A 25,710-nucleotide genomic window follows, 5' to 3' on the forward strand; every position below is an offset into this window, starting at 1 on the left:
CGGCTGTTTTGCCTCGTTTTGTTGTTTTGCACGGCAGGCTGCTTTGCAGTACCCGACGAAACTGGCGGAAACGAGCCATCGGACGCTGTATCCGTTGCTGTCACGTTGGCGCGGCCGGATGGTTCGCTTGGCACTTTTGCGGGAGGAATTTCGGCGGGCGTAGATGCTATTGCGCTGAAAATTTGATCAAAGCTGTGCCGCCTGCGCAAAACCCATTACCGAACTGAAAATTGCCAGCCGCCTAAAGCGGCGCTCCTCAGCTTCCCAATCCTTGCCCCACAGGTCGGCCTGCCAATCTTCTTCAAGGTTGGCGGCAGCCCACAGCGCCTCTGCATCTGCGCCCGGCTCAAGCGCCGCCAGGCCGATGACCAGCGACGCCGCCAGCGATGCCATGGTGTTAAGCGCGGAGAGTACGAAATCGTCCTGCGCCGCCAGCACCGCGTGCAGCCGGGCCAGCGTAGCAGGCGGCTGGGGGCGGTGGATCACGCCGGCGATACGTTCAAAATGAACATCGTACCGCGCTTCTGCAGCCGACAGCAGCGGCTCCCAGACTTCAGCCTGACGCTCGTGCAAAGGCTCGCCAGCGTCGGCGCGGTAGCACAGCGTGTCGCCTTCGGCGAAACGCATCAGCGCGGTGATTGAGGCGTCGCGATCGGGGCCGATCACGTCGATGGCAAAATCGGCCATGTCGCGCAGGATGAACCCGGCAGGGTCGATCTGTTCGCCCTGCCTGGCCCATTCGTCGGCCAGCGCCTCGGCCAGGCCCGGGCTGGGGACGATCTGGGCCCGCCCGCCCTGGCTCTTGACGCCCCGGCCGTCGAGCATGACCTGCCAGCCACCCGGCACGGCGGCGATGGTGACGGCCGCATAGAAGCGCTTCATCGCGGCGGCGATTTCCAGCGCTTGGCCAGCAGCAGCGGCGCGACAAACAGATCGACAAAGCCGACGATCAGGAAGGCATAGCCCGCGATCACCGGCAGGTCGATCCGGCGCGCGACCACCAGCAGGCCCAGCAAGGCAAAGAAGGCCCCGCTCAGCCGCAGCAGTTGCAGGACGATAAAGCGCTGTTTGGCGGGATCGGGTGTGTTCATGACAAAAGCTCCAGCAAATGGGATGGGGACGTGGCGATGGCCTGCGCGCCGGCGGCTTGCAGTTCCTGCGGCGAATGATAGCCCCAGTCTACCCCGATGGCGCGCACGCCGATGGTCTGCGCCATGGCCACATCGTACTGTGTATCGCCGATCATTACCGTATCGGCAGGCAGGGCCAGGCAATCGTCCATGGCGGCTTCAAGCATGGCCGGGTGCGGTTTGGACGGGTGACGGTCGGCCGTTTGCAGCGTCGCGAACAGGTGGGACAAGCCGTGGCTGGCAAGGCAGTGGCTCAATCCGCGATCGCTTTTTCCGGTGGCGACACCCAATGTCCAGCCCTGGCTGTGCAGCGCAGCCAGCAGATCGGCAATCCCGTCGTACAGTGGTTCGACCAGAGCGCCGCTTTCGCGGGTCTGACGGAAGGAATCGCGGTACAGCCGGTCGACTTCGGTCCGCGCCGTTTCGCTCGCTTGCGGGATCAGCAGGCGGATCGCTTGCGGCAGGCTGAGGCCGACGGCCCGGCGCACGGCGTGGCGATCGGGCGCAGGCAGTCCGGCGCCGGCAAAGGCGGCGTCCATCGCGTTGCAGACTGCCGCCTGGCCATCGACCAGGGTGCCATCGCAATCGAACACGGCCAGCCGCACGGTCATGCGCCGCCTCCCAGTGCGCGCATCAGCTGCGCGATGGCGGGTGATCCTTCGGCTTCCAGCCCGTCGGCAGCGCGGGCGCGGTCGGCGGCGCCCTTGTTCTGGCTGAGTTTGAGCGTTTCGCGCCAGGCCACCACTTCCACCTCGAAGCCGACGATGCTTGCCAGCAGGCCGCGCTTTCTTGCGGGGGAAAGCTTGTCCATGGTCCACCGTTCGCCTTCGCTGACGCGGGCTTCGTGCTTGTCCGACAAGGCCGTGACCTGGCCCAGCAGGCCGTCATCGTCCATTTGCCGGACCCGGCCTTCCAGTTCCAGCGCGGCATAGTTCCAGGTGGGAACCTGATCGGGATCGGCGTACCAGCGCGGGCTGACATAGCCGTCCGGGCCATTGACCACGACCAGCACGGTCGCCCCGTCCAGGTTCCGGGTCAGCGCATTGCCCCGCGCAAGGTGGAACTGCACCGCGCCGTCACCTGTATAGAGCAGCGGCACATGGGCAACGCGCGGGCCATCGGGCGTCAAGGCGAACACCATACCGAAGCCGATCTCTTCCAGCATGGTTTCAAGCAGGGGCCGGTCGTGGTGGCGAAAGGCGCAATTGGGATGCACAGCGCGTGACTTCTTCTATTTGCCCGCAGCGGGTTTGGGCGAACCCTTGCCCTTGGTCGGGCCGCGCTTCTTCAGCGGCTTGTCCTCGGCCGGACCGCGTGACCGGCGTTCGCCCCGGCGTTCCTTGCGGACCTGCTTGGCGTGGGCCTTGGCCTGCTGTTTCAGCACCTCGCGCGGGGGCGGGGGAGGTGCCTGGGGCAGCCGCGCGCCGTCTGCCGGATCAAAGCCCAGGCTGTCCATACTGGCGGCAAAATGTTCGGGCAGATCGGCCGTCACATCGATTGCCCTGGCATCGCCCGGCTGGTCGATCAGCAGGCGGCGAGCGTGAAGGTGCATTTTGCGGCTGATACTGCCCGAAAGGAACGCGTCCTGCCCGCCGTATTTTCCGTCGCCCACGATCGGGTGACCGATCGCTGCCATATGGACGCGCAGCTGATGCGTGCGCCCGGTCAGCGGTTGCAGCTCGACCCAGGCGGCGCGGTTGCCGGCCCGGTCAACTACGCGGTAGCGGGTGCGCGCGGACTGGCCCTGTTCGCTTTCGTCGACCATCATCTTTTCGCCGCCGGTGCCGGGCTGCTTGCCCAGCGGAAGTTCGATCAGCCCGTCATCGATGTCAGGCACGCCGATCACCAGCGCCCAATAGATCTTGCGCGCCGAACGGCCTGAGAAATGCTTGGAAAAATAGGCCGCACTCCCCGGGGTGCGGGCGATCAGCAGGACGCCGGATGTATCCTTGTCCAGCCGGTGGACCAGCCGCGGGCGCGGTTCATCGTCCCCGGCATAGGCATCCAGCAACCCGTCGACATGGGCATAGGTGCCGCTGCCGCCCTGCGTCGCCAGGCCCGGCGGCTTGTTCAGCACCAGCGCGGCGGGCGTCTTCACGATCAGCATCGTTTCGGCAAGCGCAGTCTGCTCGGCCGTAAGCGGCTTGCGTTCACGCACCCGTTTGCCTTTTTCCGGCGCCTCGCCGCCGGGCGGGACGCGAATGATCTGTCCCGCCGCGATCCGGTCGGCCACGTCGGCGCGCTTGCCGTCCAGCCGGATCTGCCCGGTGCGCGCCCAGCGGCTGACCGTGGCAAAGCCCACTTGCGGCATATGGCGCTTGAACCAGCGGTCCAGCCGCGCCCCATCATCGTCGGCTCCGACCGTAAACTGGCGGACGCTGTCGGCCGGTTTCATGCTGCCACCCGCATCAGGCCAAGGCCGATGAAGAGGCCAATCACGCCGCCGATCACGGACAGGGCGGCATAAAGCGCGGCCATGCCGTGCGATCCGCGCTGGATCATGCCAAACAGTTCAAGGCTGAAGGCGGAAAAGGTAGTAAAGCCGCCCAGCATGCCCACACCCAGCAGCAGACGCCACTGTTCTCCCCCTTGGCCGTGGCGGGCCAGCCATCCCGCCAGCAGCCCCATGGCCAGGCTTCCGGCCAGATTGACGGTCAGCGTGGGCCAGGGAAAAGGATAGCCCGCCGTACCGATCAGCCGGCCGACGCCGTAGCGCAGCCAGGCGCCAAAACCGCCGCCAATCGCGACGGCAAGCGAGGATGAAAGAAAACTTGGCGGGTTCATGCACAGCGCCTTAGCGGGGGATGGGCGCCGTTACCAGTTGCCGCGTTTTGCCATGCAAATGCTTGCACAGCCCCCGACTCTCTGCTAGCCGCCCGCCGGTTAGAGCCGTTCCCACGGGGATTCGGCGCTTTTCCGTCTTTCTATTTAGAAGGCGCACCCCCGCACCATTTGCAGCGGGGCTCTGGTCTTTTGGTTTAATTGAGGTGTTTCGGTTTATGCAAATTCTCGTCCGCGACAACAACGTCGAACAGGCTCTCCGCGCGCTTAAGAAGAAGCTGCAGCGTGAAGGCGTGTACCGCGAGATGAAGCTGCGCCGTCACTATGAAAAGCCGTCGGAAAAGCGCGCCCGCGAAAAGGCTGCCGCCGTTCGCCGCGCCCGCAAGATGGAGCGCAAGCGGATGGAGCGTGACGGCGTCAAGTAAGACCCGTCGAGTCCCGCTTGAACCCAAGCGACTGTTGAGCCAAGAGGGCGCGGACACAACCCGCGCCCTTTTCGCTGCGCCTTACTCAGGATGGCCCGCATGACCGAGATTACCCGCGTTCCGCTTCAGCCGATTGCCAAGGGCGCCCTGGGCAAATTGTGGCTGGGCGTTGCCGCCGCCGCGCTGGCCGCCGGCGGCCTGGCCTGGGCGACCCTGCCCGCCGGGGTCAAGGTTGACGTGGTCAAGGAAGGCACCGGGCCCAACCCAACCCGCGACCAGGTGGTGTGGATCAAGTATACCGGCAAGCTGGCTGACGGGAAAGAGTTCGACAAATCGCCCGAACGCAATTTCCCGATCCCCGGCGTCCTGCCCGAAGGCGTGCCCAATGTGGTCAGCGGCTTCGTTCCTGGCTTTACCGAAGGCCTGCTGAAAATGAAGGAAGGCGGCAGCTATGTCCTCCACATTCCGGCGGACAAGGGCTATGGCGCTACTCCTCCCGAAGGATCGCCGATCCCGCCCAATGCGGACCTGACCTTTGACGTCGAACTGATCGACATCATGTCGCGCGAAGAAGCCGAAGGCAAAATAGCAGCGGCCCAGCAGATCATGCAGCAGATGCAGGCGAAACAGGGCGGCGGCAAAGGCGCTCCGCAAGGCGCGCCTCAGGGCATGCCGCAGCCGCAATAGGGGCAAGCTGCGGCTTGAAGCCGTTTTTCGGGGGTGCTAGCGCGCCCTGACTATCCTGTCTTGAAACGAAGGAATGCCATGTCGGTCGATACCGCCACCGTGGCCAAGATCGCCTCGCTGGCCCGGATCAAGGTCAGCCAGGCCGAGGTCGAGGCCATGGTTCCAGAACTGAACGGAATCCTCGCCTGGGTCGAACAACTGGGCGAAGTTGATGTGTCCGGCGTCGAACCGATGACTGCGGTGATCGAAAACCACCTGCGGCTGCGCGATGATGTGATCGGTGCCGATCCGTTGACCGGCGGCGGAGTGCGCGATGCCGTACTGGCCAATGCTCCGGCTGCAGAGCACGGCTTTTTCGGCGTGCCCAAGGTGATTGAATAGTGACCGACCTGACCGAACTGGGCGTTGCCGCGATCCGCGACGGGGTTGCCGCAGGTGATTTCACCGCGGTCGAAGTGGCCGAAGGCTTCAATGCCAATGTAGCCGCCGCCGCCGCGCTAAACACCTTCATCGTCACCACGCCGGAAAAGGCGCTGGACGCAGCAAGAGCCACGGATGCGCGCCGTGCCGCGGGGCAGCCGCTGGGCAAGATGGGCGGCGTGCCGATCGGCATGAAGGACCTGTTCGCCACCAGGGGCGTACAGACCACCGCGGCCAGCCACATCCTTGAAGGGTTCACGCCCGAATACGAAAGCACGGTTTCCCAAAAGCTGTGGAACGCCGGGGCGGGGATGCTGGGCAAGTTGAACCTTGATCAGTTCGCCATGGGTTCGTCCAACGAGACAAGTTATTTCGGCAACGTGATTTCACCGTGGCGGCGCAACGATGGCGGCAATGCACCGCTGGCCCCCGGCGGCTCGTCGGGCGGCAGCTCGGCTGCGGTGGCAGCGCGCCTGGCCCCGGCGGCGACCGGGACCGATACCGGCGGATCGATCCGCCAGCCCGCTGCTTTTACCGGCATTTCAGGGATCAAGCCCACCTATGGCCGGTGTTCGCGCTGGGGCATTGTTGCCTTTGCCTCCAGCCTCGATCAGGCCGGGCCAATGGCGCGCGACGTGCGCGACTGTGCGATCATGCTGGAAGCGATGGCCGGGTTCGATCCCAAGGACGCGACCAGCCTGGATATGCCGGTGCCTGACTGGGAAGCGGCGCTTTCGGGCGATCTGCGCGGCAAGAAGGTCGGCATTCCGCGCGAATACCGCATGGACGGAACCGATGCCGATGTGCTGGCCAGCTGGGATGCCGGCATCGCCTGGCTAAAGGACGCCGGGGCCGAAGTTGTCGACGTGTCGCTGCCGCACACCAAATACGCGCTGCCCGCCTATTACATCATTGCGCCTGCCGAAGCGTCCAGCAACCTTGCCCGCTATGACGGGGTGCGTTACGGCCTGCGTGACCTGCCCGACGGCGCGGGCCTGCAGGATATGTACGCCGCGACCCGTGCCGCCGGCTTCGGGGCCGAGGTCAAGCGCCGGATCATGATCGGCACCTATGTGCTTAGCGCGGGCTTCTATGATGCCTATTACACGCAGGCGCAGAAGGTCCGCACCCTGATCGCGCAGGATTTCGCCAATGCCTTCACCTTGTGCGATGTAATCCTGGCCCCCACCGCGCCGACCGCCGCGTTCGGGCTGGGCGACATGGTGTCTGACCCGCTGGCAATGTACCTAAACGACGTGTTCGCGGTGCCGGCCAGTCTGGCGGGCTTGCCGGCGATGTCGGTTCCGGCCGGGCTGAACAAGCAGGGTCTGCCGCTGGGCCTGCAGATTATCGGCAAAGCCTTTGACGAACAGGGCGTGCTCAACGCAGGTCTCGCAATCGAAGCGCGCGCGCAGTTTTCGGCCAAGCCGGACAAGTGGTGGTAAAATGAGCAACTATCGCATTGAGGGCACTACCGGCGAGTGGGAGGTCGTGATCGGCCTTGAAGTCCACGCGCAGGTCACTTCGCAGTCCAAGCTGTTTTCCGGAGCGGCGACGGCGTTCGGGGCAGAGCCGAACAGCCAGGTCTCGCTTGTCGACGCCGCGATGCCGGGGATGCTGCCGGTGCCCAACCGCGAATGCATCCGCCAGGCGGTGCGTACCGGAATGGCTGTGGGGGCGAAGATCAACAAGTGGTCGCGGTTTGACCGCAAGAACTACTTCTACGCCGATTTGCCGCAGGGCTACCAGATCAGCCAGCTGTATCACCCGCTGGTGGGCGAAGGGTCGCTAGAAGTCATTCTGGACGAGAAGGATCCCGAAGGCAGCACCAAGACCATCGGAATCGAACGCATCCATGTCGAACAGGACGCCGGCAAGCTGATGCACGATCAGCATCCGACGATGTCCTATGTCGATCTCAACCGTTCGGGCGTGGCCCTGATGGAAATCGTCAGCCGCCCCGATATGCGTTCGCCGGCAGAGGCGGGGGCCTATCTGTCAAAGCTGCGTTCGATCCTGCGCTATGTCGGGTCGTGCGACGGCAACATGGACCAGGGATCGATGCGCGCCGACGTCAACGTCAGCGTGCGCAAGCCGGGTGAGCCGTTCGGCACCCGCACCGAAACCAAGAACGTCAATTCGGTCCGCTTCGTCATGGCTGTGGTGGAAAGCGAGGCGCGCCGCCAGGTCGATCTGATCGAGGACGGCGGCACCGTGGTGCAGGAAACCCGGCTCTATGATCCGGACAAGAACACCACCCGGTCGATGCGCAGCAAGGAAGACGCGCACGATTACCGCTATTTCCCCGATCCCGACCTGCTGCCGCTGGAACTCGACGATGCATTTCTGGAAGACTGCAAAGCCAGTCTGCCCGAACTGCCCGATGCCAAGCGCCACCGCTATGAAACCGCGCTGGGATTATCAGCCTACAACGCCGGGGTGCTGACCGCCGATGTCGAAACCGCGCGCTGGTTCGAAGCATTGGTCGCTGCCGCGGCAGCCAAGGCCGGCAAGGGAGAGGCAGAGCTGGCCAAGCAAGCCTCCAACTGGCTGATTTCCGAACTGTTTGGCGCGCTCAACAAGCTGGGCAAGGGGCTGGCGGACAGCCCGGTGACGCCGCAGGGCGGAGCCGAACTGCTGGCGCTGATCGCCGATGGGACAATCTCGGGATCAATCGCCAAGCAAGTGCTCGAAAAGATGCTGGAAACCGGCGACGGCGCGGGCGCAATCGTTGAGCGCGAGGGCCTGAAGCAGACCACCGATACGGGCGCGATCGAAGCGGCGGTTGACGCCGTGCTGGCCGCCAATGCCGACAAGGTTGCCCAATACAAGGACGGCAAGGATGCGCTGTTTGGTTTCTTCGTCGGCCAGACGATGAAGGCAATGCAGGGCAAGGGCAATCCAGGGCTGGTCAACCAGGTGCTGAAAGCAAAGCTGAGCTAGGGCGGGCTGTTGCAACTTACCTGCAACGAAAGTCATTGAACCTCAATTCAAAATCGCCGAAGCAGTGCGCCAGAGCGCATCCATTCCAGAGCGCTCTTTTTCCTTTGGGGGGCGCATGAAGAGGATTTTGATTTCGGCGGCATTGGCCGCAGCCTTGTCGGCAACCGCGGTACATGCGGAAACCTTGAGCAATTCGAGTGTAGTCGAATTGCTCAAGGTCGGTCTTGGCGACGAAGCGGTGATCGCAAAGATCAAAGGCAGCGATGCCAGTTATGACACATCGACCGGCGCGCTGATCGCGCTGAAGGGGCAGGGCGTTTCAAGCGCGGTAATCGCCGCGATGATCGAAGCTGCCAACCGCAAAGCCGTTGCAGCAAGCGAAGCACTCTCTGTCGATTCGCCTGACCCTGCCGTGCCGCACGCCTCGGGCGTCTACATGCTGGCCAACTGGCTGAGCCAGCCCAGGATGATCGGCATCGATGCGACGACGAGCAACCAGACCAAGACCGGCGGCTTTCTTGGCTACGCTCTGACCGGCGGCCTCGCGTCAATGAGCTTCAAGGCCGTTGTTCCGGGTAATTCGGCAAAAGCCGTGACCGGATCGCCGCGCCCGACCTTTTATTTCTATTTTGATCAGGCCAATCGCGGCGGCAGTTCGGCGGTGTTCAACGCCGGCGCGGTTACATCGCCGCAGGAGTTCAGCCTGGTGAAGTTCACCGTCAAGGATGACCGCCGAGAAGCCAAGGTGGGCAAGTTCAATATCGGCGGGGCCAAGGCCGGGGTGATGGACAAGGATCGCATACCCTTCAGCGCCACTCAGCTGCGTCCGGGGGTTTATGAAATCCGCCCGGATGCTGCGCTTTTGGCAGGCCAGTACGGGTTCATGGTGCAGGTCACCACAGGCGGCGGAGCCGGCATGTCGGGAATGGGCGCGATGAGCTCAAAGATATTCGATTTCGCGATCGCGCCTGCTGCGGGATCTTCGGCCGCAAAATAACGCCGCCATCCCGGCATAAGCAAACGGGCGCCGGAAGTGATTCCGGCGCCCGATTTCTGGTGGCAAGGTGCCCCGGCCCTGATGACCGGCGCGGTAAGTCACATCCTTGGCGTCACTGGCCCTTCACGGCAGCTGTATCCGCGCTTGCAACCTCCACCGGCAAACCAAGGCCCTTGAGCTGCGGTTCCACCACCTTGGCATCGCCCACCACCACGAAAGTCAGTCCTTCGCGGCCCAGATAGGTCTTGGCCATGGCGTCGATAGCCGGGGCATCGATGGCGCGGTAACGGCTGGCCAGCGTACTGATATAGTTGTCGGGACGGCCCAGCCGCTCGTTGTTCACCACAGCGCCCAGCACTTGCAGGTTGGTTTGGAAGCGGTTGGGAAGGCCGCGAATGTTGCCATCGGTGACCCGCGCCAGTTCGACCTTGTCGACCGGTTTGGCTGCAGGAAAAGCGGCCATGTCTGCCAGCAGCAGTTTGATCGAATCGCCGGTGCGATCGGCCTGCACCGGGGCCGTGACAATCAGCGCGCGCGGACCCAGCGGGCTCGAAACGATCGAGCGCACGCCATAGGACCACCCCTTGTCCTCACGCAGATCCATGTTGAGCCGGCTGAGGAAGCCGTTGCCGAGCACTTCGTTGGCAAGATCCAGCGCCTCCTTGTTCTGGTCGCGCCCGGTCAGCGGCAGCACACGGCCGCCAAAGATGACGGACTGCGGCGAATTGGGCCGGTTGATCAGCACGATGCGCGGGCGCGGTGCGGGGGCAGGGCGGCTGATGTCCTTGACCGGCAAGGCGGCAGCTGGCGGTGCCCAATCACCGAAAGTGGCGTTCAGCATCGGCACGAGGGCGTCCATCGTGATATCGCCAACTACGGTGATCTTCAGCGTTTCAGGCCGGATCCAGCGGTCGTGCGCGGCGCTGAGCGCTTGCGGCGTCATCGCTGCAACATCGCTTTTGAAGCCCAGGCCATCGCCCGGCAGGCCATAGGGATGGTCCGCACCGAACAGGATTGGGGCCAATGCGCGCCCGGCCAGGCCGCTGGGGTTGGCTTCAACCTGCGCAATCTGGCTAAGCCGCTGATCGCGCACCCGCGCTACGTCTTCGGCGCGGAAAGCGGGGCGCCGCACTACATCGGCCAGCAGCGCCAGTGACGGCGCCAGGTTCGCCGACAGCGCCGTAAGCGTGACGGCGCTGCTATCTACGCCCGGACCGGCGCCTATCGTGGCACCCAGCCGCTCCTGTGCTTCGGCGATCTGGGTCGCATCGCGGGTCTGGGTGCCTTCATCAAGCAGGCTGAGCATCAATGACTGGGTTCCCGGCCTGTCCAGCGCGTCTGCCGATGTCCCGGCATCGAAGTTCAGGCTGAGGACCAGTTTGGGCACGCTGGTGCGGCGCACCAGGGTGACGGGCACGCCATTGGCCAGTTTGCTGCGTTCAATCGCCGGAAAGGCCAGATCGCCGACCGGGGCTACCGGTGGAGCCACCCGCTTGGGGCCGGTTACCAGTTTGGGCGCGGGTTTCCTGGCGTCAGGCCTGGGCGCCGGGCTGGTCGCCTCATCACCCCATCCGCCCATCGTCTCACCGCTTTCGGTGCGGGTTCCGGGGACTGTGTTGATCGCTGCCACCGGGCGGCTAAGCCAGCGGTTCAGCGCGTCCTTGACCTCGGCCGGGGTAAGCGCGGCAATGCGTTCCAGACTTTGCTTGTACTTGGCCGGATCGCCTGAATAGAGCTGCCCTTCGCTGAGCGTCATGCCTTTGCCGCCAAAATCGCCGACCTGTTCAAGGCTCCCGATTTCCTGGCTGACCAGGCGCGTGGCGGACCGGCGCACTTCGTCTTCGGTCGGCCCCTCGGCAAGGTACTGTGCGATCACTGCATCGAGCGCGCGTTCGGCATCGGCGCGGGCCACACCGTCTTTCACTGTCATCGCCACTTGCAGCATGGCAATCTGTTCATGCTGCTGAGCGCTGGCGGTAACGTCCACCGCCTGCTTGCTGCCGCGCACCAGCGCGTTGTCGAGCCGTGAACTGGCCAGTCCGCCCAGCACGTCCATTCCGATCTTCAGCGCTTCGGCGTCGGCCGAGTTCACTCCGGGGCCGCTCCACGAACGGGTCAGCCGCAGGTTGGGTACCTGATCGGCAATGTCGCGGGTGATCGGCGCGGACAGCGTCACCGGTTCGGCGACCACGACCGGCACCTTGGGCCCGGGTTTGATGCTGCCGAACCATTTTTCGACCAGCGGGCGGGCGGTTTCCGCATCGATATCGCCGGTCAGCGCCAGCACGGCATTATTGGGGCCATAGTTGTCGGTAAACCATTTGCGAACGTCGCTGATCGATGCCGCGCTCAGGTCAGCCATCGATCCGATTGTCGCGTGGCGATAGGGGTGCCCTATCGGGAACAGCGCATCGCCGACGCCATAGTCTTCCAGACCATAGGGCTGGTTATCGTTCTGGCGTTTTTCGTTCTGGACGACGCCGCGCTGCTTATCGAGCTTGTCCTGGCTGACCGCGCCCAGCAAATGGCCCATGCGGTCGCTTTCCATGAACAGCGCCAGATCCAGCGCTCCCTTGGGCACGGTTTCGACATAATTGGTGCGGTCATACCAGGTCGATCCGTTGGTCCCGGTTGATCCTGCGCCTTCAAGGGGGATGTCGAAATTGGGGACGTTTTCCGATCCGCCGAACATCAGATGTTCGAACAGGTGGGCAAATCCGGTCCGGCCTTTGGGTTCGCTTTTGGATCCGACCCGGTAATAGGTGGTGACGCCAACAATCGGCGCTTTGCGGTCGGTATGGACAATCACCGTCAGGCCGTTGGCAAGTCTGAAAGTTTCGAACGGAATGTCGACCGCGCTGACCAGCTGGCTTAGCGGCGCCGGCGCCGTTTCCGCCGCAGCGGTTACCGCAGTGGGCGGCGGTGCGCTGGCAAGCGGCGCGGTGGTCTGCGCAGCGCAGGCGCTAAGGGCAAGGGCGACGAGCGATACGGCAGCAAGTTTGCGCATGGGATTCCTTGGCGATTGAAGCAGTTGACCGGTATCGTGCGACAAGATGGCGGTGCGCGTCAATTGCCCACCACAATTCGACTAACGGCATGAGCAGCAGCATCGGCGCGGTTGAAATGAACCGGTTTGAAGCGGTGCGCCACGAACAGCGCAGCCTGATCGGCATAATGCGGACTGGCCGGGCGGGTAGCGGCCTGGCCGAAGGGCTGGATCGATTCCGACCGCACCTGGCCGTCCCTGCCCCATTCCATCACCATCACAAAGCTGTCCCCGTGGTTGACCGCCAGGCGCCCGTCCTTGCCCACGTCCCATGTGGTCGACGCGCGCAAGGTATCGCCGCCGCCGTCATTTGGCAGGTTGACCCCGCCCTGGCGAATGCGCACGACATCACCAAGTGGCGGATCGATCCGTCCGAAATATCTGATCAGATGATCGACCGCCTTGACCAGTTCGGTCTTTGGGTCGGGCGCGGCGCGCAGGCCGTAGCTGTTCTTCATCGCCTGTTCGAGGACCATGACTGCCAGGGCATCGGCGCGGCCTTTGCCATCGGCGGTCATGTCCCACTGCGACAGCAGCGTCTGCGCCTTGGCCAGTTGGGGATTGTCCCCAAGCTTCAGCCCGGCGATGCCATCCAGCATCGCGGCGACATAGCCGGCGCGTTCATAGCCGGTATCGAACTTGATCCGCAGCAGCCTGTCGCGGGTGATCGGTCCTGCTTCGGACAGCAATTTGACTGCGCGCCGGGCACGGTTGGTCATGTCGGTTTCGACGCCCCAGATTGCCGGAACGCTTGCCGGGTCAATCTCGCTGCCGGGTCCGGCGGCAAGCAGCGGAGTGTTGTTCGAATTGAACAGAAAGCCTGAAGCTGGGTTGATGCGGTGGGGCAAGGCTTCCCACGGTACATAGCTGTTCCAGACGTCGGCTCGCATTGTCAATGGCACCGGACTGCGCCAGTCCGGCCCGGCCCGGCGCTGAGGGATCAGCGCGTTGTACCAGTAGGCGATCGTCCCGGCCTTGTCGGCGTAGATGAAATTGGTCGCAGGAACACCTTGCAGCGCCATGGCCTTTCGCCATTCGGCAAAGGATTTTGCCTGGGTGATGCGATAATACTGCTCGACGCTGCCGATACTGTCGATCCCGGCATAACGCACCGCAAAGGTGCCTCGGGCTGTTTTCATCACCGGGCCTATGCCGGACGCGCGCCATACGGTCCGCGGGATCGGCAGGACCAGCGGGCCAAACCGAACCGGTAGCCACACCCGCTGGCTTTCAAGCCTGTGCCACTGTCCGTCCATCCTGAACCGCGTTCCGCCTGGATCCAGTTCCAGCGCATAGACGTCGATCAGGTCAGCCCGGTTGACCGTGTTGGTCCAGCCCAGGTTGTCGTTATGGCCCATGAACGGATAGGGCGATCCGGGAAAGGTCGCCCCGGCAAAGTGCCAGCCGCTGTCGCTGTCAATCACCAGTTCATACCACGCCACCCCGCCGCGATAGGGTTGGTGGCTGTTGGAAATCAGCCGTGTGACCCCGTCTCCGGCGCGCGATGAAGTGACGGCAAAGGCGTTGGAGCCGCTGTTTTCCGCAGTTTCTCCCATCGGCAGCGGCATGGGGGCCGAAGGCACCAGCTGATCCCCGCCGCCTCGCGCAAGGTTGGGCAGGGGCTTGCCGTTGAGCGGCGGACCATGTTCGGGCAGGAGCGGTTCTTCTTTGGCCAACGGTCCCAGCACCCGGTCCAGCCCGAAGAAGAACGGTTGGCGAAGCGCAAAGCCGGCAGCAATGTCCTGTCCGTTGACCGGGAACAGCCGGCTCAGCTTGATCTCGTTCGCATGCTGTGCGGCATAGCGGTTAAGGCCGCTGGCATAGCCGTCCAGCATCGCGCGAACGTCGGCCGGAAGCTGTGCATAATGGCTTTGTGCGGTCCGGCGTGCGCCAAGGAAATGATAGGCGAAATCCACTGCCGCGCCGCTTTGCCCGGCAATCGCCCCATAACGCCCGCGAGTCATCGCGACGACATCCTGCAATGTCGCAAAGTCATCCTGGGCGTGGGCATAAGCTACGCCGAAGGCGACATCGGGATCTGTCGCTCCGTGGATATGGGGCACGCCGTATTCGTCGCGGGTAATGTCCGCGCGGTAGGTCTGCGCAGGCGGCGGAGCGCCGGGCCGCTCGGCAAAAAATGGCTCCCAGCTGGCAAGCGCAACGAACGCAATCATGAACAGTGCGAGCAGCGTCCAGCCGCCCCGTGCAATCCACTTCCTTGTCATTCAAGCGCTCCCCGGTACGCCGCACTTTGTCGGCCGAATGTCCAACGCCCTAGTCGCGCGTTCCGTCATTGTAAGCATAATCGTAAGTGAAGCGCGTTTCGCTGTTTGCGGCAATCGACAGTTGCCGCACCCGCTTGCCCGGTTTGTTCTGCAATTTGCCGGGCACGTTGTAAACGCGGTCTTCCCCGGTCGGGAAATCAAGTTCGTACCGCACGGCAAAAGGATTGGCGTTGCGGATCGTGGCGGTCACCGTCCTGCGCTTGGCGCCTTTGACGGGTTTGGTATCGCTGACAATCGTAATTCCGCTGGGTTCGCCAAAAACAAGTTCAACCTCTTCATCCAGTGTCTTGTCGGCCAGGGTGGTTTCGCCGATCAGTTGCCGTCCCCAGGCACTGTTCTGGTAAAGCACAACCTTGCCTGCCGGCAGCGGATTGCCCAGGCCGTCGGCCTTGCGGTTGCGGAACCGGAACAGCATTTTCGGATCTTCTGGCTCTTCCCAAACCCGCGAGCGGTAAAGCAGAACCCCTGCGACCTTGTCCGCGTTGAGGAATGCGACCTGCTTTTGCGAATGGGCCGCGACGGTCATCGCGACGGGCACGCGGTAAAGTTTCAGATCGCCCAGCGATTCCGATACCGCGGTGACAGCAAGCGGCGAAAAGTTCGCTTTTGCCTCGCGCCGAGCGCCGGTGACGACGATATCCATCGCTTCGTCGGCCATCATCATGCCCAATGCCATGGGCGGCGGCACTGGCGGCGGCATGATCTGCAGACCAGTCGTGGTTGTAACCGAAGGCCAGCAATTGGACCATTTAGCCAGGTTTTCAGCCTCGGCGCGGGCATTTGTTCCAGTATCGTCGCGGGTGTCATCGGACCGGTTGATCCGCCCGGCAACGGCGCTGGTCGTGGCATCGGGAAAACTGGTTTCATCGCCGCTGGCCATCGTCAGCCAGGACATCAGGCCAAGCGATTTGCCGTCATCAGCCAGAGTGCCGACATAAGTGGCGTCCCAATCAAAGCCGGTCGCGATATAGGCCAGCGTGATCGTGGCGGGGCCGCCGGGTTGATCCTTGGTGGTCATCGACAGCACCGGCTTGGCCGAAAGGGCGGGGGGCGCGCCGGGATAGATCAGCGTCTGGTTCAATCCGGTGCAATAGACCGCCTCTACCCCGCGCGGTGTCGTCAAAACCAGGCGATCAGCGGCAGATCGGACCGTGGCACGCTCTTCGGTGATTTTGCCCGTTGCGGGATCGGTGCGGCGCAGGATCACCGACTGGCCGGTGAAACCATCGACCAGGCCCTTTTGCGACAGAAGCGCGGCATCGCGGTTACGTTCGCGCGGGTCGGTGCCAAACAGGATTGCGGTCTGCGGTACGATCCCGCCTGCCACCCCTTCGAAACGCACGGTAACCACGCCTGGCGGCAGGTCCACAATGCGCGTTTCGGCGATCAGGGCGAAAGAGCCAGGCTGGTTGCGGTCGATTTCGCCGTCGCCGCGGTTGGGATCGCGGTAGAACGTCACCGCTACCGTGCCCGGCGCAGCCGACGTTACCACGGGCGGATCGGCCAGAGCCGGCATTGCGGCCAGGCCAAGGATCAAGGCAATTGCGCTGCGCACAGGGTTCAGCGTTACCAGGGCGTCAGGTACGTGACGGTCAGCTCTGTCTTGCCGTTCGCTGGCACCGGCACTTCCCAATGACGGCTGTCGGCGCTGTCCTGCTGGCCGGTAATCGATTCCTCCGGCACGCGCAGGTCATACCACCACCACCACTGGTGCAGCCCGGTCTGGACGACGTCGACCGTCACCGGCACGTCGCGCGCATTCGTGACCACGTAGCGCACCTGCGTGCGCCAGTAGGACTTGGGATATTCCGCATACCCTTCCTTTACGGTGCCATCGGGATAGGTCACTTTCCACCGCGAATATTTTACCCATTCGTCGCTGGTTATGGCTTCGCGCTTGTCTACGACCGGCTGCACCTTGACGTCGAAGGCATCGCCGGTCCGGATCGCCAGGCTTGAACCACCCGGAGTGTGCGGGATTGCGCTTTCACCTACGAATTGCGCCTGGCCCTTGGTGTCACGCATGTAGACGCGGACCGTCCCGGCCGGCAGCGCCGCACCGATCCCTGCGGCCCGGGCGCTGCTGAACTTAAGCACAGAGGCTGCGCTTTGCGCTTCTTCCGCGTTGGTCAGCCAATTGGCACGGTACTCGTATCCCTTGCGGGCCGGCACGCCTTCGGCATTGAGGAACGAGACCTGCTTGGTCTGGGCATTGGCAATCGTGGTGCGGCCTTCGATCGGATAGATGTGCAGATCGCCCAGCTGCGCGCCGCCGCTTTCGGTCCCGGCCACGTTGCCGCGCGGACGGACCGGACGCGAATTGTAGCCGCCGTAGTTTTGCTGTGTCTGCCCAACATCGCCCGCGATCATCAGGATTCGTGCGTTCTGGAACGTTGTTCCCGTGCTGTTGGTCAGTGTGATCCAGCCTTGCATGTCGAGCTTTCCCGACTTTTCGTCGAACAATGTGACATAGTCCGATTTCCAGCCCAGTCCCGGCGTCAGATAGGATAGCGCCAATGGCCGCGTGCCGCCGCGTTTGGCATCGACCGTTACGGAAAGCGTTGGCCGGGCGCGCAGATTGGGCGGGATCGAATCGAAGATCACCCGCACCGGCAACCCGTCGTCGCGCAGCACTTCGATTCGCTCCCCTATTTTCAGCACCACACCGCCATTGGCCGCCAACACCTGGGCGCGTTCGCGCGTCTCCGCGCCAGTCGCAGGATTGGTGCGCAGCAAGGTGATGGTCTGCCCGACCGCCTTTTGCATCAGCGCTGCCGGGGTCAGGAGGTCATAATCGAAGTTCTGCTCGATAATGCCAAACCCTTCGCCTGACAGGGTGACCGTTTCGGGCCGGATTCGCGCCGATACATCGGGAAAATCCTGGCGCGATTTTCCGATGGGCAGGTTGACCTCGCGTTCATCGTGGACCAGCGCTTGATCGTTGTTGTAAATTGTGACTGACAGGTCGCCCTGGGCGCTGGGTGCTGCCGACTGTGCCAGAAGGGCAATCGGAAATCCCGCCAGTCCGGCGGAAAATACAAGCTTGGTCAGCCGCATATTGATCCTCTCTGCTTCGTCGCCGCAGCTTGCCTCGGCAGGATCGGGTTGACCAGCATCAAAGTCATGCGATCAAATTGCGCCTAGCGCCCTTGTGTTGCTTCAAAGTCACACTATCTCACGGTGTAACAGGAGGCTGATACACCCATGAACCTCGAAAAATTCACTGACCGCGCCAAAGGTTTCTTGCAAAGCGCGCAGACCGTGGCGATCCGGATGAACCATCAGCGGATCACGCCTGAACACATCCTCAAGGCATTGCTCGAAGATGACGAGGGCATGGCCGCCGGGTTGATCCAGCGCGCCGGCGGTAATGTGGGCGTTGCCCAGGCCGAGGTGGACAAGGCGCTGGCCAAGATCCCCGGGGTGTCGGGCAGCGGGGCGCAGGCCGCTCCGGGGCTGGAAAACGATGCCGTTCGTGTGCTTGACCAGGCCGAACAGCTGGCTGCCAAGGCGGGAGACAGCTTTGTCTCGGTCCAGCGGATGTTGCAGGCGCTGGCGTTGGGCGCGACCAACCCGGCGGGGCAGGCGCTGAAAGCGGCCAACGTAAATGTCCAGGCATTGGAAACCGCAATCCAGGAACTGACCGGCGGGCGCACCGCGGACAATGCCAGCGCCGAAAATGCTTATGACGCGATGAAAAAGTACGCCCGTGATCTGACCGAGGCGGCGCGCGGCGGCAAACTTGATCCGGTTATTGGCCGCGATGAGGAAATCCGCCGCACTATCCAGATCCTGGCTCGCCGCACCAAGAATAACCCGGCGCTGATTGGTGAACCGGGTGTCGGCAAGACCGCAATTGCCGAAGGCCTGGCGCTGCGCATTGCCAATGGCGACGTGCCTGACAGCCTGAAGGACCGCCGATTGATGAGCCTCGATATGGGGGCACTGATCGCCGGGGCGAAATACCGCGGCGAGTTTGAGGAGCGGCTGAAAGCCGTGCTGGACGAGGTCAAGGGCGCCGAGGGCGAAATCATCCTGTTCATTGATGAAATGCACACTCTGATCGGGGCGGGCAAGGGTGAGGGGGCGATGGATGCCTCCAACCTGCTGAAGCCCGCTCTGGCCCGCGGTGAACTGCACTGCATCGGCGCGACCACGCTGGATGAATACCAGAAGTACGTCGAAAAAGACCCGGCGCTGCAACGCCGGTTCCAGCCGGTGTTCGTGGGCGAGCCGACTGTCGAGGATACGATCTCGATCCTGCGCGGCCTCAAGGACCGGTACGAGCTGCACCACGGTGTGCGCATCACCGACGGGGCGATCGTGGCCGCAGCAACGCTGTCAAACCGTTACATTTCCGACCGCTTCCTGCCCGACAAGGCGATCGACCTGATGGACGAGGCGGCGAGCCGCATCCGCATGGAAGTGGAAAGCAAGCCTGAGGAAATCGAAGGGCTCGACCGGCGGATCATCCAGCTGAAGATCGAGGAAATGGCGTTGGCCAAGGAAAGCGACACGGCGTCCAAGGACCGGCTCGCGACGCTCAAGGCCGAACTGGGCAACCTTGAACAGCAGTCCGCCGAACTGACCACCCGCTGGCAGAACGAACGCGACAAGATCGCCGCAGAAGGCAAGATCAAGGAAGCTCTCGACGCGGCGCGGATCGAGCTGGAACAGGCCCAGCGCGCCGGCGATCTGGCCAAGGCTGGCGAGCTTTCCTACGGCAAGATCCCCGATCTGGAACGCCAGCTGGCCGAAGCGCAGAACGTCGATACATCGAACATGCTGCTGCGCGAGGAAGTGACAGCGGAAGACATCGCCTCGGTCGTCAGCAAGTGGACCGGTGTCCCGGTCGACAAGATGATGGAGGGCGAGCGGGAAAAGCTGCTGAAGATGGAAGAGGTCATCGGCAAGCGGGTGATCGGCCAGGCCGATGCCGTCATCGCCGTGTCCAAGGCGGTGCGCCGCGCACGCGCCGGCCTGCAGGATCCCAATCGGCCGCTGGGGAGTTTCCTGTTCCTGGGTCCCACGGGCGTCGGCAAGACCGAACTGACCAAGGCACTGGCTGGCTTTCTGTTCGATGATGATACCGCGATGGTCCGCATCGACATGTCCGAGTTCATGGAAAAGCATTCGGTCAGCCGCCTGATCGGTGCGCCTCCGGGCTATGTCGGTTATGACGAGGGCGGGGTGCTGACCGAAGCGGTGCGGCGCCGGCCCTATCAGGTTGTCCTGTTCGACGAGGTTGAGAAGGCCCACGCCGATGTGTTCAACGTCCTGCTCCAGGTGCTGGACGATGGCCGCCTGACGGACGGGCAGGGCCGGGTGGTCGATTTCACCAACACCCTGATCATCCTTACCAGCAACCTGGGCAGCCAGTACCTCGCCAACCTGGAAGACGGACAAAGCGTGGAAAGCGTCGAACCACAGGTGATGGAGATCGTGCGCGGGCATTTCCGGCCCGAGTTCCTCAACCGGCTGGACGAGATCATTCTGTTCCACCGTCTGGGCCAGGAACACATGGCGCCGATCGTCGACATCCAGGTCGGCCGGGTCGCAAAACTGCTCAAGGACCGCAAGATTACGCTTGATCTGACCGATGCCGCCAAGCGTTGGCTGGGCCGCGTCGGCTACGATCCGGTCTACGGTGCGCGGCCCCTGAAACGCGCGGTGCAACGCTATTTGCAAGACCCGCTGGCGGAAAAACTGCTGGCCGGCGAAGTGCCGGATGGCGCTGCAGTGCGGATCGACGAAGGCGACGGCGCGCTGACCATCGCGGTGGCTTGACGCGCGCGGCCTCGATTGCGCGTTGACCTGGCCGGAGCGGCGCTTTAATCGTTCGGTTAAACGCCCGTTCCGGAGAGGAGTCGTCCCATGCCTGCCGCCTATATCGTCGATGCCGTTCGTACTGCCGGGGGCCGCCGCGGTGGGCGTCTTTCCGGCATTCACCCGGTCGATCTGGCCGCAGCTGCGCTGGATGATCTGGTCACCCGCACTGGCATGGACCCGGCTGGGATCGATGACGTGGTGATGGGCTGTGTAAGCCAGGGCGGACAGCAGGCCAACCAGGTTGGCCGCAACGCTGTGCTCGCCTCAAAGGTGCTGCCGCAATCGGTTCCGGCGGTGACGATTGACCGTCAGTGCGGATCGTCGCAGCAGGCAATCCAGTTCGCTGCGCAGGCGGTGATGAGCGGCACCCAGGATGTGGTGATCGCGGCCGGCGTCGAATCGATGACCCGCGTTCCGATGGGCAGCACCACCATGCTGTTCATGAAGGAAGGGCTGGGCGCATCGCGCTCGCCCGGCCTGGCCGAGAATTATCCGGGGCCGAACTGGACGCAGTTCGCCGGCGCGGAAATGATCGCGCAAAAGCACGGCTTTTCGAAAGACGACATGGACCGCTTCGCGCTGCGCAGCCATCACAACGCCAGGGCCGCGACTGAAGCCGGGGCATTTGCTGGTGAAATCGTGCCGATCGCCATCGAGACGCCCGACGGCGCGGCGGTGCACAACGTCGATGAAGGCATTCGCATGGACGCAACGCTGGAAAGCATCGCAGCGGTCAAGCTGCTCAGCGAAGGCGGGCGGATTACAGCAGCCAGTTCCAGTCAGATCTGTGACGGTTCCTCGGCTGCGCTGGTAGTTTCGGAAGAGGCCTTGAAGCGCTATAACCTGACCCCGCTTGCACGCATCCACACTTTGGCAGTAACCGCCGGCGATCCGGTGATCATGCTTGAAGAACCGCTGTTCGCGACCGACAAGGCGCTGCAACGCGCCGGGCTGTCGATCGGCGATATAGACCTTTACGAAGTGAATGAGGCCTTTGCCTCGGTCCCGATGGCCTGGCTCAAACACACCGGCGCCGATCCCGACAAGCTTAACGTCAATGGCGGCGCGATTGCGCTGGGCCATCCGCTGGGCGCATCGGGGACCAAGCTGATGGCGACCCTGCTCCATGCGCTCAAGGCCAGGGGCAAGAAATACGGTTTGCAGACAATGTGCGAAGGTGGCGGGGTTGCCAATGTGACGATCGTCGAGATGGTTTGAAGCCAACCTCGATCACGCCTTAGATTTACGAAGAACATGGAGAATTGCTGAAATGAAACTCGACAACACGGTCGCAGCTGTCGTTACCGGCGGCGCTTCGGGGCTGGGTGCCGCGACCGCCCGGGCGCTGGCTGCCAAGGGCGTCAAAGTCGCCATTTTCGATCTGCAGGAGGAAAAAGGCAAAGCCGTTGCTGCTGAAATCGGCGGCGTGTTCTGCGAAGTCAACGTGACCGATGATGCCAGCGTCGATGCCGGGTTTGCCAAGGCACGCGATGCCCACGGGCAGGAACGCATCCTCGTCAACTGCGCCGGTACCGGCAATGCAATCAAGACCGCCAGTCGGTCAAAGCAGGACGGCAGCATCAAGCATTTTCCCCTGGATGCGTTCAACTGGATCGTCCAGATCAACCTGGTCGGCACATTCCGCTGTATCGCCAAATCGGCGGCGGGCATGTTGACCCTTGATCCGCAGGACGACGGTGATCGCGGCGCGATCGTCAATACCGCTTCGGTTGCGGCTGAGGACGGCCAGATCGGCCAGGCGGCCTATTCCGCGTCGAAGGGCGGCGTGGTCGGCATGACCCTGCCGATCGCGCGCGACCTGTCGGGTGAGAACATCCGCGTCAACACGATCCTGCCGGGCATTTTCAACACCCCGCTGCTCGCCGCTGCGCCGCAGAACGTCAAAGATGCGCTGGGCGCTTCGGTACCGTTCCCCAAGCGGCTGGGCGAGCCCGAGGAATACGCCAAGCTGGCAATGTGCATGATTGAAAACGGGTACTTCAACGGCGAGGACGTGCGCCTTGACGGCGGGATCCGCATGGCGCCGCGTTAATTTGGCTGGGTCCCCGTGCAGACGGGGACCAAAGGCCTGACCCCCTGCCCGCGCGGGGGATCACGGAGGGGTTTGAAGATGGGTTATTCGCAGATCGCGCTCGATATCAGCGAAGGCATTGCCACGCTGACGCTTAACCGTCCCGAAAAGATGAACGCCTTCACCGGCACGATGATGAACGAAATCATCGATGCGATTGACCGCACCGACGCCGATGACGCGGTGCGGGCGGTGATCTTTACCGGAGCCGGTGAGCGCGCGTTCTGTGCCGGGGCCGATCTGACGCCCGACGATGGCCGCGCGGTGTTTTCCAATTCCGAACCGGTCACGGACCTTTCCGATCCGCGCGTGCGCGATGGCGGCGGATTGCTGACCCTGCGGCTGTTCCAGTCGATGAAGCCGCTGATCTCCGCCTGCAACGGTGCCGCGGTGGGCGTGGGCATTACCATGCAACTGCCCATGGACATCCGCCTGGCCAGTGAAACGGCGCGCTACGGCTTTGTCTTCGCTCGTCGCGGGATTGTTCCCGAAGCCTGCTCAAGCTGGTTCCTGCCTAAGTTGGTCGGCGTTTCCCAGGCGATGGAATGGTGTATGACTGGGCGGATATTCGATGCGCAGGAGGCCTTGCGCGGCGGGCTGGTGCGATCGGTCCATGCGCCGGGCGAATTGATGGACGCGGCGCGCGGACTGGCGCGCGAGATTGCCGACAACACCTCGGCCGTGTCAGTCGCGATGACACGCGCGATGCTGTGGCGCAATCCGTCGGGCGACCATCCGATGGAAGCGCACAAAGTCGACAGCCGGGCGATCTACCGCTTGTCCAAGGGCGTGGATGCAAAGGAAGGTGTGCAAAGCTTCCTTGAAAAGCGGGCTCCGGCCTTTCCGGGCCGGGTTTCTGCCGATATGCCGGACTTCTACCCCTGGTGGGGAGAGGAGCCGCCCTACGCATGACGACAGCGAGCCAGCAGATCGCACCCGATGCGCCGCCCGGCGCGCGAGACCAGTTGCTGGATACCGCGTCTGCGATCATGCGCGAAGGCGACATCGTCGATATTTCGCTGTCGGAACTGTCGCTGCGTTCGGGCCTCAATTCGGCGCTGGTCAAATACTATTTTGGCAACAAGGCCGGTTTGCTGAAAGCGCTGCTCGACCGTGACATGGCGGGGATCGTCCATTCGGTCGATGCCCTGCTGGCCAAGGACATGGCGCCCGAAGTGCGGCTGCGCCGCCACATCGGCGCAGTGGTCGATACCTATTACAAGACCCCTTATCTCAACCGGCTGCTGATGCGGCTGGTGCGCGAGAGCGACCCGGACGAGGCGCATCGCATCGCCGACAGCTATCTGACCCCGCTCAGCCGGGCATATGACAAGCTGATCGAGGACGGGATGCGCGAAGGCGTGTTCCGATCCATCGACCCGCAGATGTTCTATTTCACCACCACCGGGGCCTGTGACCGGTTCTTTTCATCGCGGCTGGTGCTCAAGCATTGCTACGATACCGAAGCGCTGACCGAAGAGCTGCGTGACCGTTACCGCGACCATTGCATCGAGACCATAATGGCCGGCATCCTCGCCCGCTGATGCCGGCTGGCTGGCATATCGGGGTAATCGGCGGTTCCGGCCTGGCCGCTGCTGTGGCGATGGACGGCGCGCAGGAGATCGAGGTTGCCAGCCCATTTGGCGCGGCCTCCGGTCCGGTGACAACAGGCACGATCGGCGCGGTCCGGGTAACGTTTCTGGCCCGCCACGGTGCCGGGCACCGCCTGCCGCCTGGTGAGATAAACTACCGCGCCAATATCGACGTGCTGAAACGCTGCGGCGTAACCGACGTTATCGCGCTGTCGGCAATCGGATCACTCAACGAAGCGATGGAGCCCGGGCATTTTGTGGCGATCGACCAGCTGATCGACCGCACGATTGGTCGCGCAGGCAGTTTTTTCGGCACGGGTCTGGTGGCGCATGTTTCGCTGGCCGATCCGGTCTGCCCGCGCTTGCAGGCCCTGCTGGCCAAGGCGGCTGATGCGCAAGGCGCACAGGTCCATCCAGGGGGCACCTATCTGGCGATGGAAGGGCCGCAGTTTTCAACCCGGGCAGAAAGCCGCCTTTACCAAAGCTGGGGTGCCGACGTGATCGGCATGACCGCAATGCCCGAAGCGCGGCTCGCCCGTGAGGCTGAACTACCCTACGCCCTGCTCGGCATGGTCACCGATTTTGATTCCTGGCGCGAAGCCGATGCAGGGGTCGATGCTGGGGCCGTGTTGGCAGTGATGAAGGCCAATGTCGAAACGGCCCGCGCGATTGTCGGCAGCCTGGTGGCAGCGCTTCCGGCAAAGCGCGCCGCCAGCCCGATCGACCGTGCACTTGACCATGCAATCATGACCGCGCCTGATCAGCGCGACCGCACGCTGGCTGCCAAATTGCAGGCCGTCGCCGGAAGGGTGCTGCAATGACGGATGAAGTCGTCCTGTATGATTACTGGCGTTCATCCGCCGCATACCGGGTGCGGATTGTCCTCAATCTGAAGGGAATAGCATACCGCGCAGTGCCGGTTGATCTGGGCAAGGCAGAGCAGACCAACCCTGCCTTTGTCGCGATGAACCCCCAAGGGCTGGTGCCGGCGCTACAGATCGACGGCCATTTGCTGACACAAAGCCTGGCGATCATTGATTACCTTGATGCCAGGGTTGATAGCCCGCCGATGGTTTCGCCTGATCCCGCAGCGCGATCACGCATCCTGGCCCAGGCATTGGTAATCGCGGCGGATATTCATCCAATCAACAACCTGCGCGTGCTCAACTACCTGCGCCGCGAGCTTGGCGCTGATGAAGCCGCCATCAACCGTTGGTACCATCACTGGATCCTGGATGGGTTCCGCGCGCTGGAAGATCAGGCACCGCAGCGGGGCTTGCTGGGCGGTGATCAGGCCAACCTGGCCGATGTGTGCCTGGTTCCGCAGATGGCCAATGCCCGGCGTTTTGCAGTGCCCCTGGAAGCGTTCCCGCGACTGGTCGCGATTGATGAGCAGCTTCGTGCGCTGGATCCGTTTGCCCGGGCCGCGCCGGAAGCGGTGGCCCCGGCTTGAAAAAAGGCACAAGCGCCCATTGCGCGGCGT

General features: G+C 63.4%; 24 protein-coding genes. 13 read left to right on the forward strand and 11 right to left on the reverse strand.

All coding sequences use genetic code 11. The features are described 5' to 3' along the window. Positions 1 to 186: 186 nt before the first annotated feature. Genes Q0L62_RS00560 through crcB form a run of 6 tightly spaced genes read right to left on the reverse strand, consistent with a single transcriptional unit; the run spans position 187 to position 3,914 of the window. On the reverse strand, positions 187 to 882 hold the full coding sequence (locus Q0L62_RS00560; protein ID WP_296674907.1) for an ATP12 family chaperone protein: 696 nt from the start codon (positions 880 to 882) through the stop codon (positions 187 to 189). Next, positions 879 to 1,091: a hypothetical protein gene (locus Q0L62_RS00565; RefSeq protein WP_296674912.1), complete on the reverse strand. Its 213-nt coding sequence runs from the start codon at positions 1,089 to 1,091 to the stop codon at positions 879 to 881. Before Q0L62_RS00565 ends, Q0L62_RS00560 begins: the two co-directional genes overlap by 4 nt. Beyond that, positions 1,088 to 1,741 (reverse strand): HAD-IA family hydrolase, encoded by a 654-nt coding sequence (locus Q0L62_RS00570; RefSeq protein WP_296674915.1) that lies wholly within the window; start codon positions 1,739 to 1,741, stop codon positions 1,088 to 1,090. Before Q0L62_RS00570 ends, Q0L62_RS00565 begins: the two co-directional genes overlap by 4 nt. Further along, complete coding sequence (locus tag Q0L62_RS00575; RefSeq protein WP_296674918.1) at positions 1,738 to 2,346, reverse strand: FMN-binding negative transcriptional regulator; 609 nt, start codon at positions 2,344 to 2,346, stop codon at positions 1,738 to 1,740. The genes Q0L62_RS00570 and Q0L62_RS00575 overlap by 4 nt, the downstream gene beginning before the upstream one ends. 15 nt (positions 2,347 to 2,361) lie before the next feature. Further along, positions 2,362 to 3,525 (reverse strand): RluA family pseudouridine synthase, encoded by a 1,164-nt coding sequence (locus Q0L62_RS00580; protein WP_296674921.1) that lies wholly within the window; start codon positions 3,523 to 3,525, stop codon positions 2,362 to 2,364. Then, positions 3,522 to 3,914 (reverse strand): fluoride efflux transporter CrcB, encoded by a 393-nt coding sequence (crcB, locus tag Q0L62_RS00585; RefSeq protein WP_296674924.1) that lies wholly within the window; start codon positions 3,912 to 3,914, stop codon positions 3,522 to 3,524. The genes Q0L62_RS00580 and crcB overlap by 4 nt, the downstream gene beginning before the upstream one ends. 215 nt (positions 3,915 to 4,129) lie before the next feature. Here crcB and rpsU point away from each other — a divergent pair, with 215 nt between their 5' ends. The 5 genes from rpsU (at position 4,130) to gatB (ending at position 8,386) form a co-directional block, all read left to right on the forward strand. After that, positions 4,130 to 4,336, forward strand: a complete 207-nt coding sequence (gene rpsU / locus Q0L62_RS00590) for a 30S ribosomal protein S21 (protein WP_088310185.1) — start codon at positions 4,130 to 4,132, stop codon at positions 4,334 to 4,336. 99 nt (positions 4,337 to 4,435) lie between these two features. Beyond that, positions 4,436 to 5,023 carry an FKBP-type peptidyl-prolyl cis-trans isomerase gene (locus Q0L62_RS00595; RefSeq protein ID WP_296674930.1) on the forward strand — a complete coding sequence of 196 codons (588 nt, stop codon included), beginning with the start codon at positions 4,436 to 4,438 and terminating at the stop codon, positions 5,021 to 5,023. Between the two features lie 78 nt (positions 5,024 to 5,101). Beyond that, positions 5,102 to 5,404 (forward strand): Asp-tRNA(Asn)/Glu-tRNA(Gln) amidotransferase subunit GatC, encoded by a 303-nt coding sequence (gatC, locus tag Q0L62_RS00600; protein WP_296674934.1) that lies wholly within the window; start codon positions 5,102 to 5,104, stop codon positions 5,402 to 5,404. Next, entirely contained in the window at positions 5,404 to 6,888 is a 1,485-nt protein-coding gene (gene gatA / locus Q0L62_RS00605; RefSeq protein ID WP_296674935.1) for an Asp-tRNA(Asn)/Glu-tRNA(Gln) amidotransferase subunit GatA, read from the forward strand. Before gatC ends, gatA begins: the two co-directional genes overlap by 1 nt. 1 nt (position 6,889) lies before the next feature. Beyond that, the gene (gene gatB, locus Q0L62_RS00610; protein WP_296674938.1) at positions 6,890 to 8,386 is read left to right on the forward strand and encodes an Asp-tRNA(Asn)/Glu-tRNA(Gln) amidotransferase subunit GatB; all 1,497 of its coding nucleotides are present in this window, start codon (positions 6,890 to 6,892) and stop codon (positions 8,384 to 8,386) included. A 42-nt stretch (positions 8,387 to 8,428) separates the two neighbouring features. Here gatB and Q0L62_RS00615 read toward each other — a convergent pair whose 3' ends face one another. Beyond that, complete coding sequence (locus tag Q0L62_RS00615) at positions 8,429 to 8,578, reverse strand: hypothetical protein (RefSeq protein ID WP_296674941.1); 150 nt, start codon at positions 8,576 to 8,578, stop codon at positions 8,429 to 8,431. Between Q0L62_RS00615 and Q0L62_RS00620 the strand changes: the two genes are divergently transcribed. After that, positions 8,571 to 9,383 carry a hypothetical protein gene (locus Q0L62_RS00620; protein WP_296674944.1) on the forward strand — a complete coding sequence of 271 codons (813 nt, stop codon included), beginning with the start codon at positions 8,571 to 8,573 and terminating at the stop codon, positions 9,381 to 9,383. The two genes, Q0L62_RS00615 and Q0L62_RS00620, sit on opposite strands and share 8 nt — an antisense overlap. A gap of 112 nt (positions 9,384 to 9,495) precedes the next feature. On the opposite strand, the gene Q0L62_RS00625 is transcribed toward Q0L62_RS00620, so the two are convergent. Genes Q0L62_RS00625 through Q0L62_RS00640 form a run of 4 tightly spaced genes read right to left on the reverse strand, consistent with a single transcriptional unit; the run spans position 9,496 to position 17,771 of the window. Continuing rightward, on the reverse strand, positions 9,496 to 12,390 hold the full coding sequence (locus tag Q0L62_RS00625; protein ID WP_296674947.1) for a pitrilysin family protein: 2,895 nt from the start codon (positions 12,388 to 12,390) through the stop codon (positions 9,496 to 9,498). 59 nt (positions 12,391 to 12,449) lie between these two features. Further along, positions 12,450 to 14,654 (reverse strand): penicillin acylase family protein, encoded by a 2,205-nt coding sequence (locus Q0L62_RS00630; RefSeq protein ID WP_296674950.1) that lies wholly within the window; start codon positions 14,652 to 14,654, stop codon positions 12,450 to 12,452. 49 nt (positions 14,655 to 14,703) lie between these two features. Next, positions 14,704 to 16,347 (reverse strand): hypothetical protein, encoded by a 1,644-nt coding sequence (locus Q0L62_RS00635; RefSeq protein ID WP_296674952.1) that lies wholly within the window; start codon positions 16,345 to 16,347, stop codon positions 14,704 to 14,706. Then, on the reverse strand, positions 16,281 to 17,771 hold the full coding sequence (locus Q0L62_RS00640) for a DUF4139 domain-containing protein (protein WP_296674955.1): 1,491 nt from the start codon (positions 17,769 to 17,771) through the stop codon (positions 16,281 to 16,283). Before Q0L62_RS00640 ends, Q0L62_RS00635 begins: the two co-directional genes overlap by 67 nt. A gap of 147 nt (positions 17,772 to 17,918) precedes the next feature. Here Q0L62_RS00640 and clpB point away from each other — a divergent pair, with 147 nt between their 5' ends. The 7 genes from clpB to maiA all read left to right on the forward strand — a co-directional run bounded on the left by clpB (position 17,919) and on the right by maiA (position 25,680). Further along, positions 17,919 to 20,501: an ATP-dependent chaperone ClpB gene (gene clpB, locus Q0L62_RS00645; RefSeq protein ID WP_296674958.1), complete on the forward strand. Its 2,583-nt coding sequence runs from the start codon at positions 17,919 to 17,921 to the stop codon at positions 20,499 to 20,501. Between the two features lie 87 nt (positions 20,502 to 20,588). Next, complete coding sequence (locus Q0L62_RS00650) at positions 20,589 to 21,761, forward strand: acetyl-CoA C-acetyltransferase (RefSeq protein WP_296674961.1); 1,173 nt, start codon at positions 20,589 to 20,591, stop codon at positions 21,759 to 21,761. A 52-nt stretch (positions 21,762 to 21,813) separates the two neighbouring features. Beyond that, complete coding sequence (locus Q0L62_RS00655) at positions 21,814 to 22,596, forward strand: SDR family NAD(P)-dependent oxidoreductase (protein WP_296674964.1); 783 nt, start codon at positions 21,814 to 21,816, stop codon at positions 22,594 to 22,596. Between the two features lie 78 nt (positions 22,597 to 22,674). Beyond that, positions 22,675 to 23,547 carry a crotonase/enoyl-CoA hydratase family protein gene (locus Q0L62_RS00660; RefSeq protein WP_296674967.1) on the forward strand — a complete coding sequence of 291 codons (873 nt, stop codon included), beginning with the start codon at positions 22,675 to 22,677 and terminating at the stop codon, positions 23,545 to 23,547. Next, a complete protein-coding gene (locus Q0L62_RS00665) occupies positions 23,544 to 24,179 on the forward strand; it encodes a TetR family transcriptional regulator (RefSeq protein ID WP_296674969.1) in 636 nt (211 codons plus the stop codon). The genes Q0L62_RS00660 and Q0L62_RS00665 overlap by 4 nt, the downstream gene beginning before the upstream one ends. Next, the gene (gene mtnP, locus Q0L62_RS00670; protein ID WP_296674972.1) at positions 24,179 to 25,048 is read left to right on the forward strand and encodes an S-methyl-5'-thioadenosine phosphorylase; all 870 of its coding nucleotides are present in this window, start codon (positions 24,179 to 24,181) and stop codon (positions 25,046 to 25,048) included. Before Q0L62_RS00665 ends, mtnP begins: the two co-directional genes overlap by 1 nt. Next, the gene (gene maiA / locus Q0L62_RS00675) at positions 25,045 to 25,680 is read left to right on the forward strand and encodes a maleylacetoacetate isomerase (protein WP_296674975.1); all 636 of its coding nucleotides are present in this window, start codon (positions 25,045 to 25,047) and stop codon (positions 25,678 to 25,680) included. The genes mtnP and maiA overlap by 4 nt, the downstream gene beginning before the upstream one ends. Positions 25,681 to 25,710: the final 30 nt, after the last annotated feature.

The sequence above is a fragment of the Novosphingobium sp. genome (assembly GCF_024642085.1).
Classification (GTDB): Bacteria; Pseudomonadota; Alphaproteobacteria; order Sphingomonadales; family Sphingomonadaceae; genus Novosphingobium.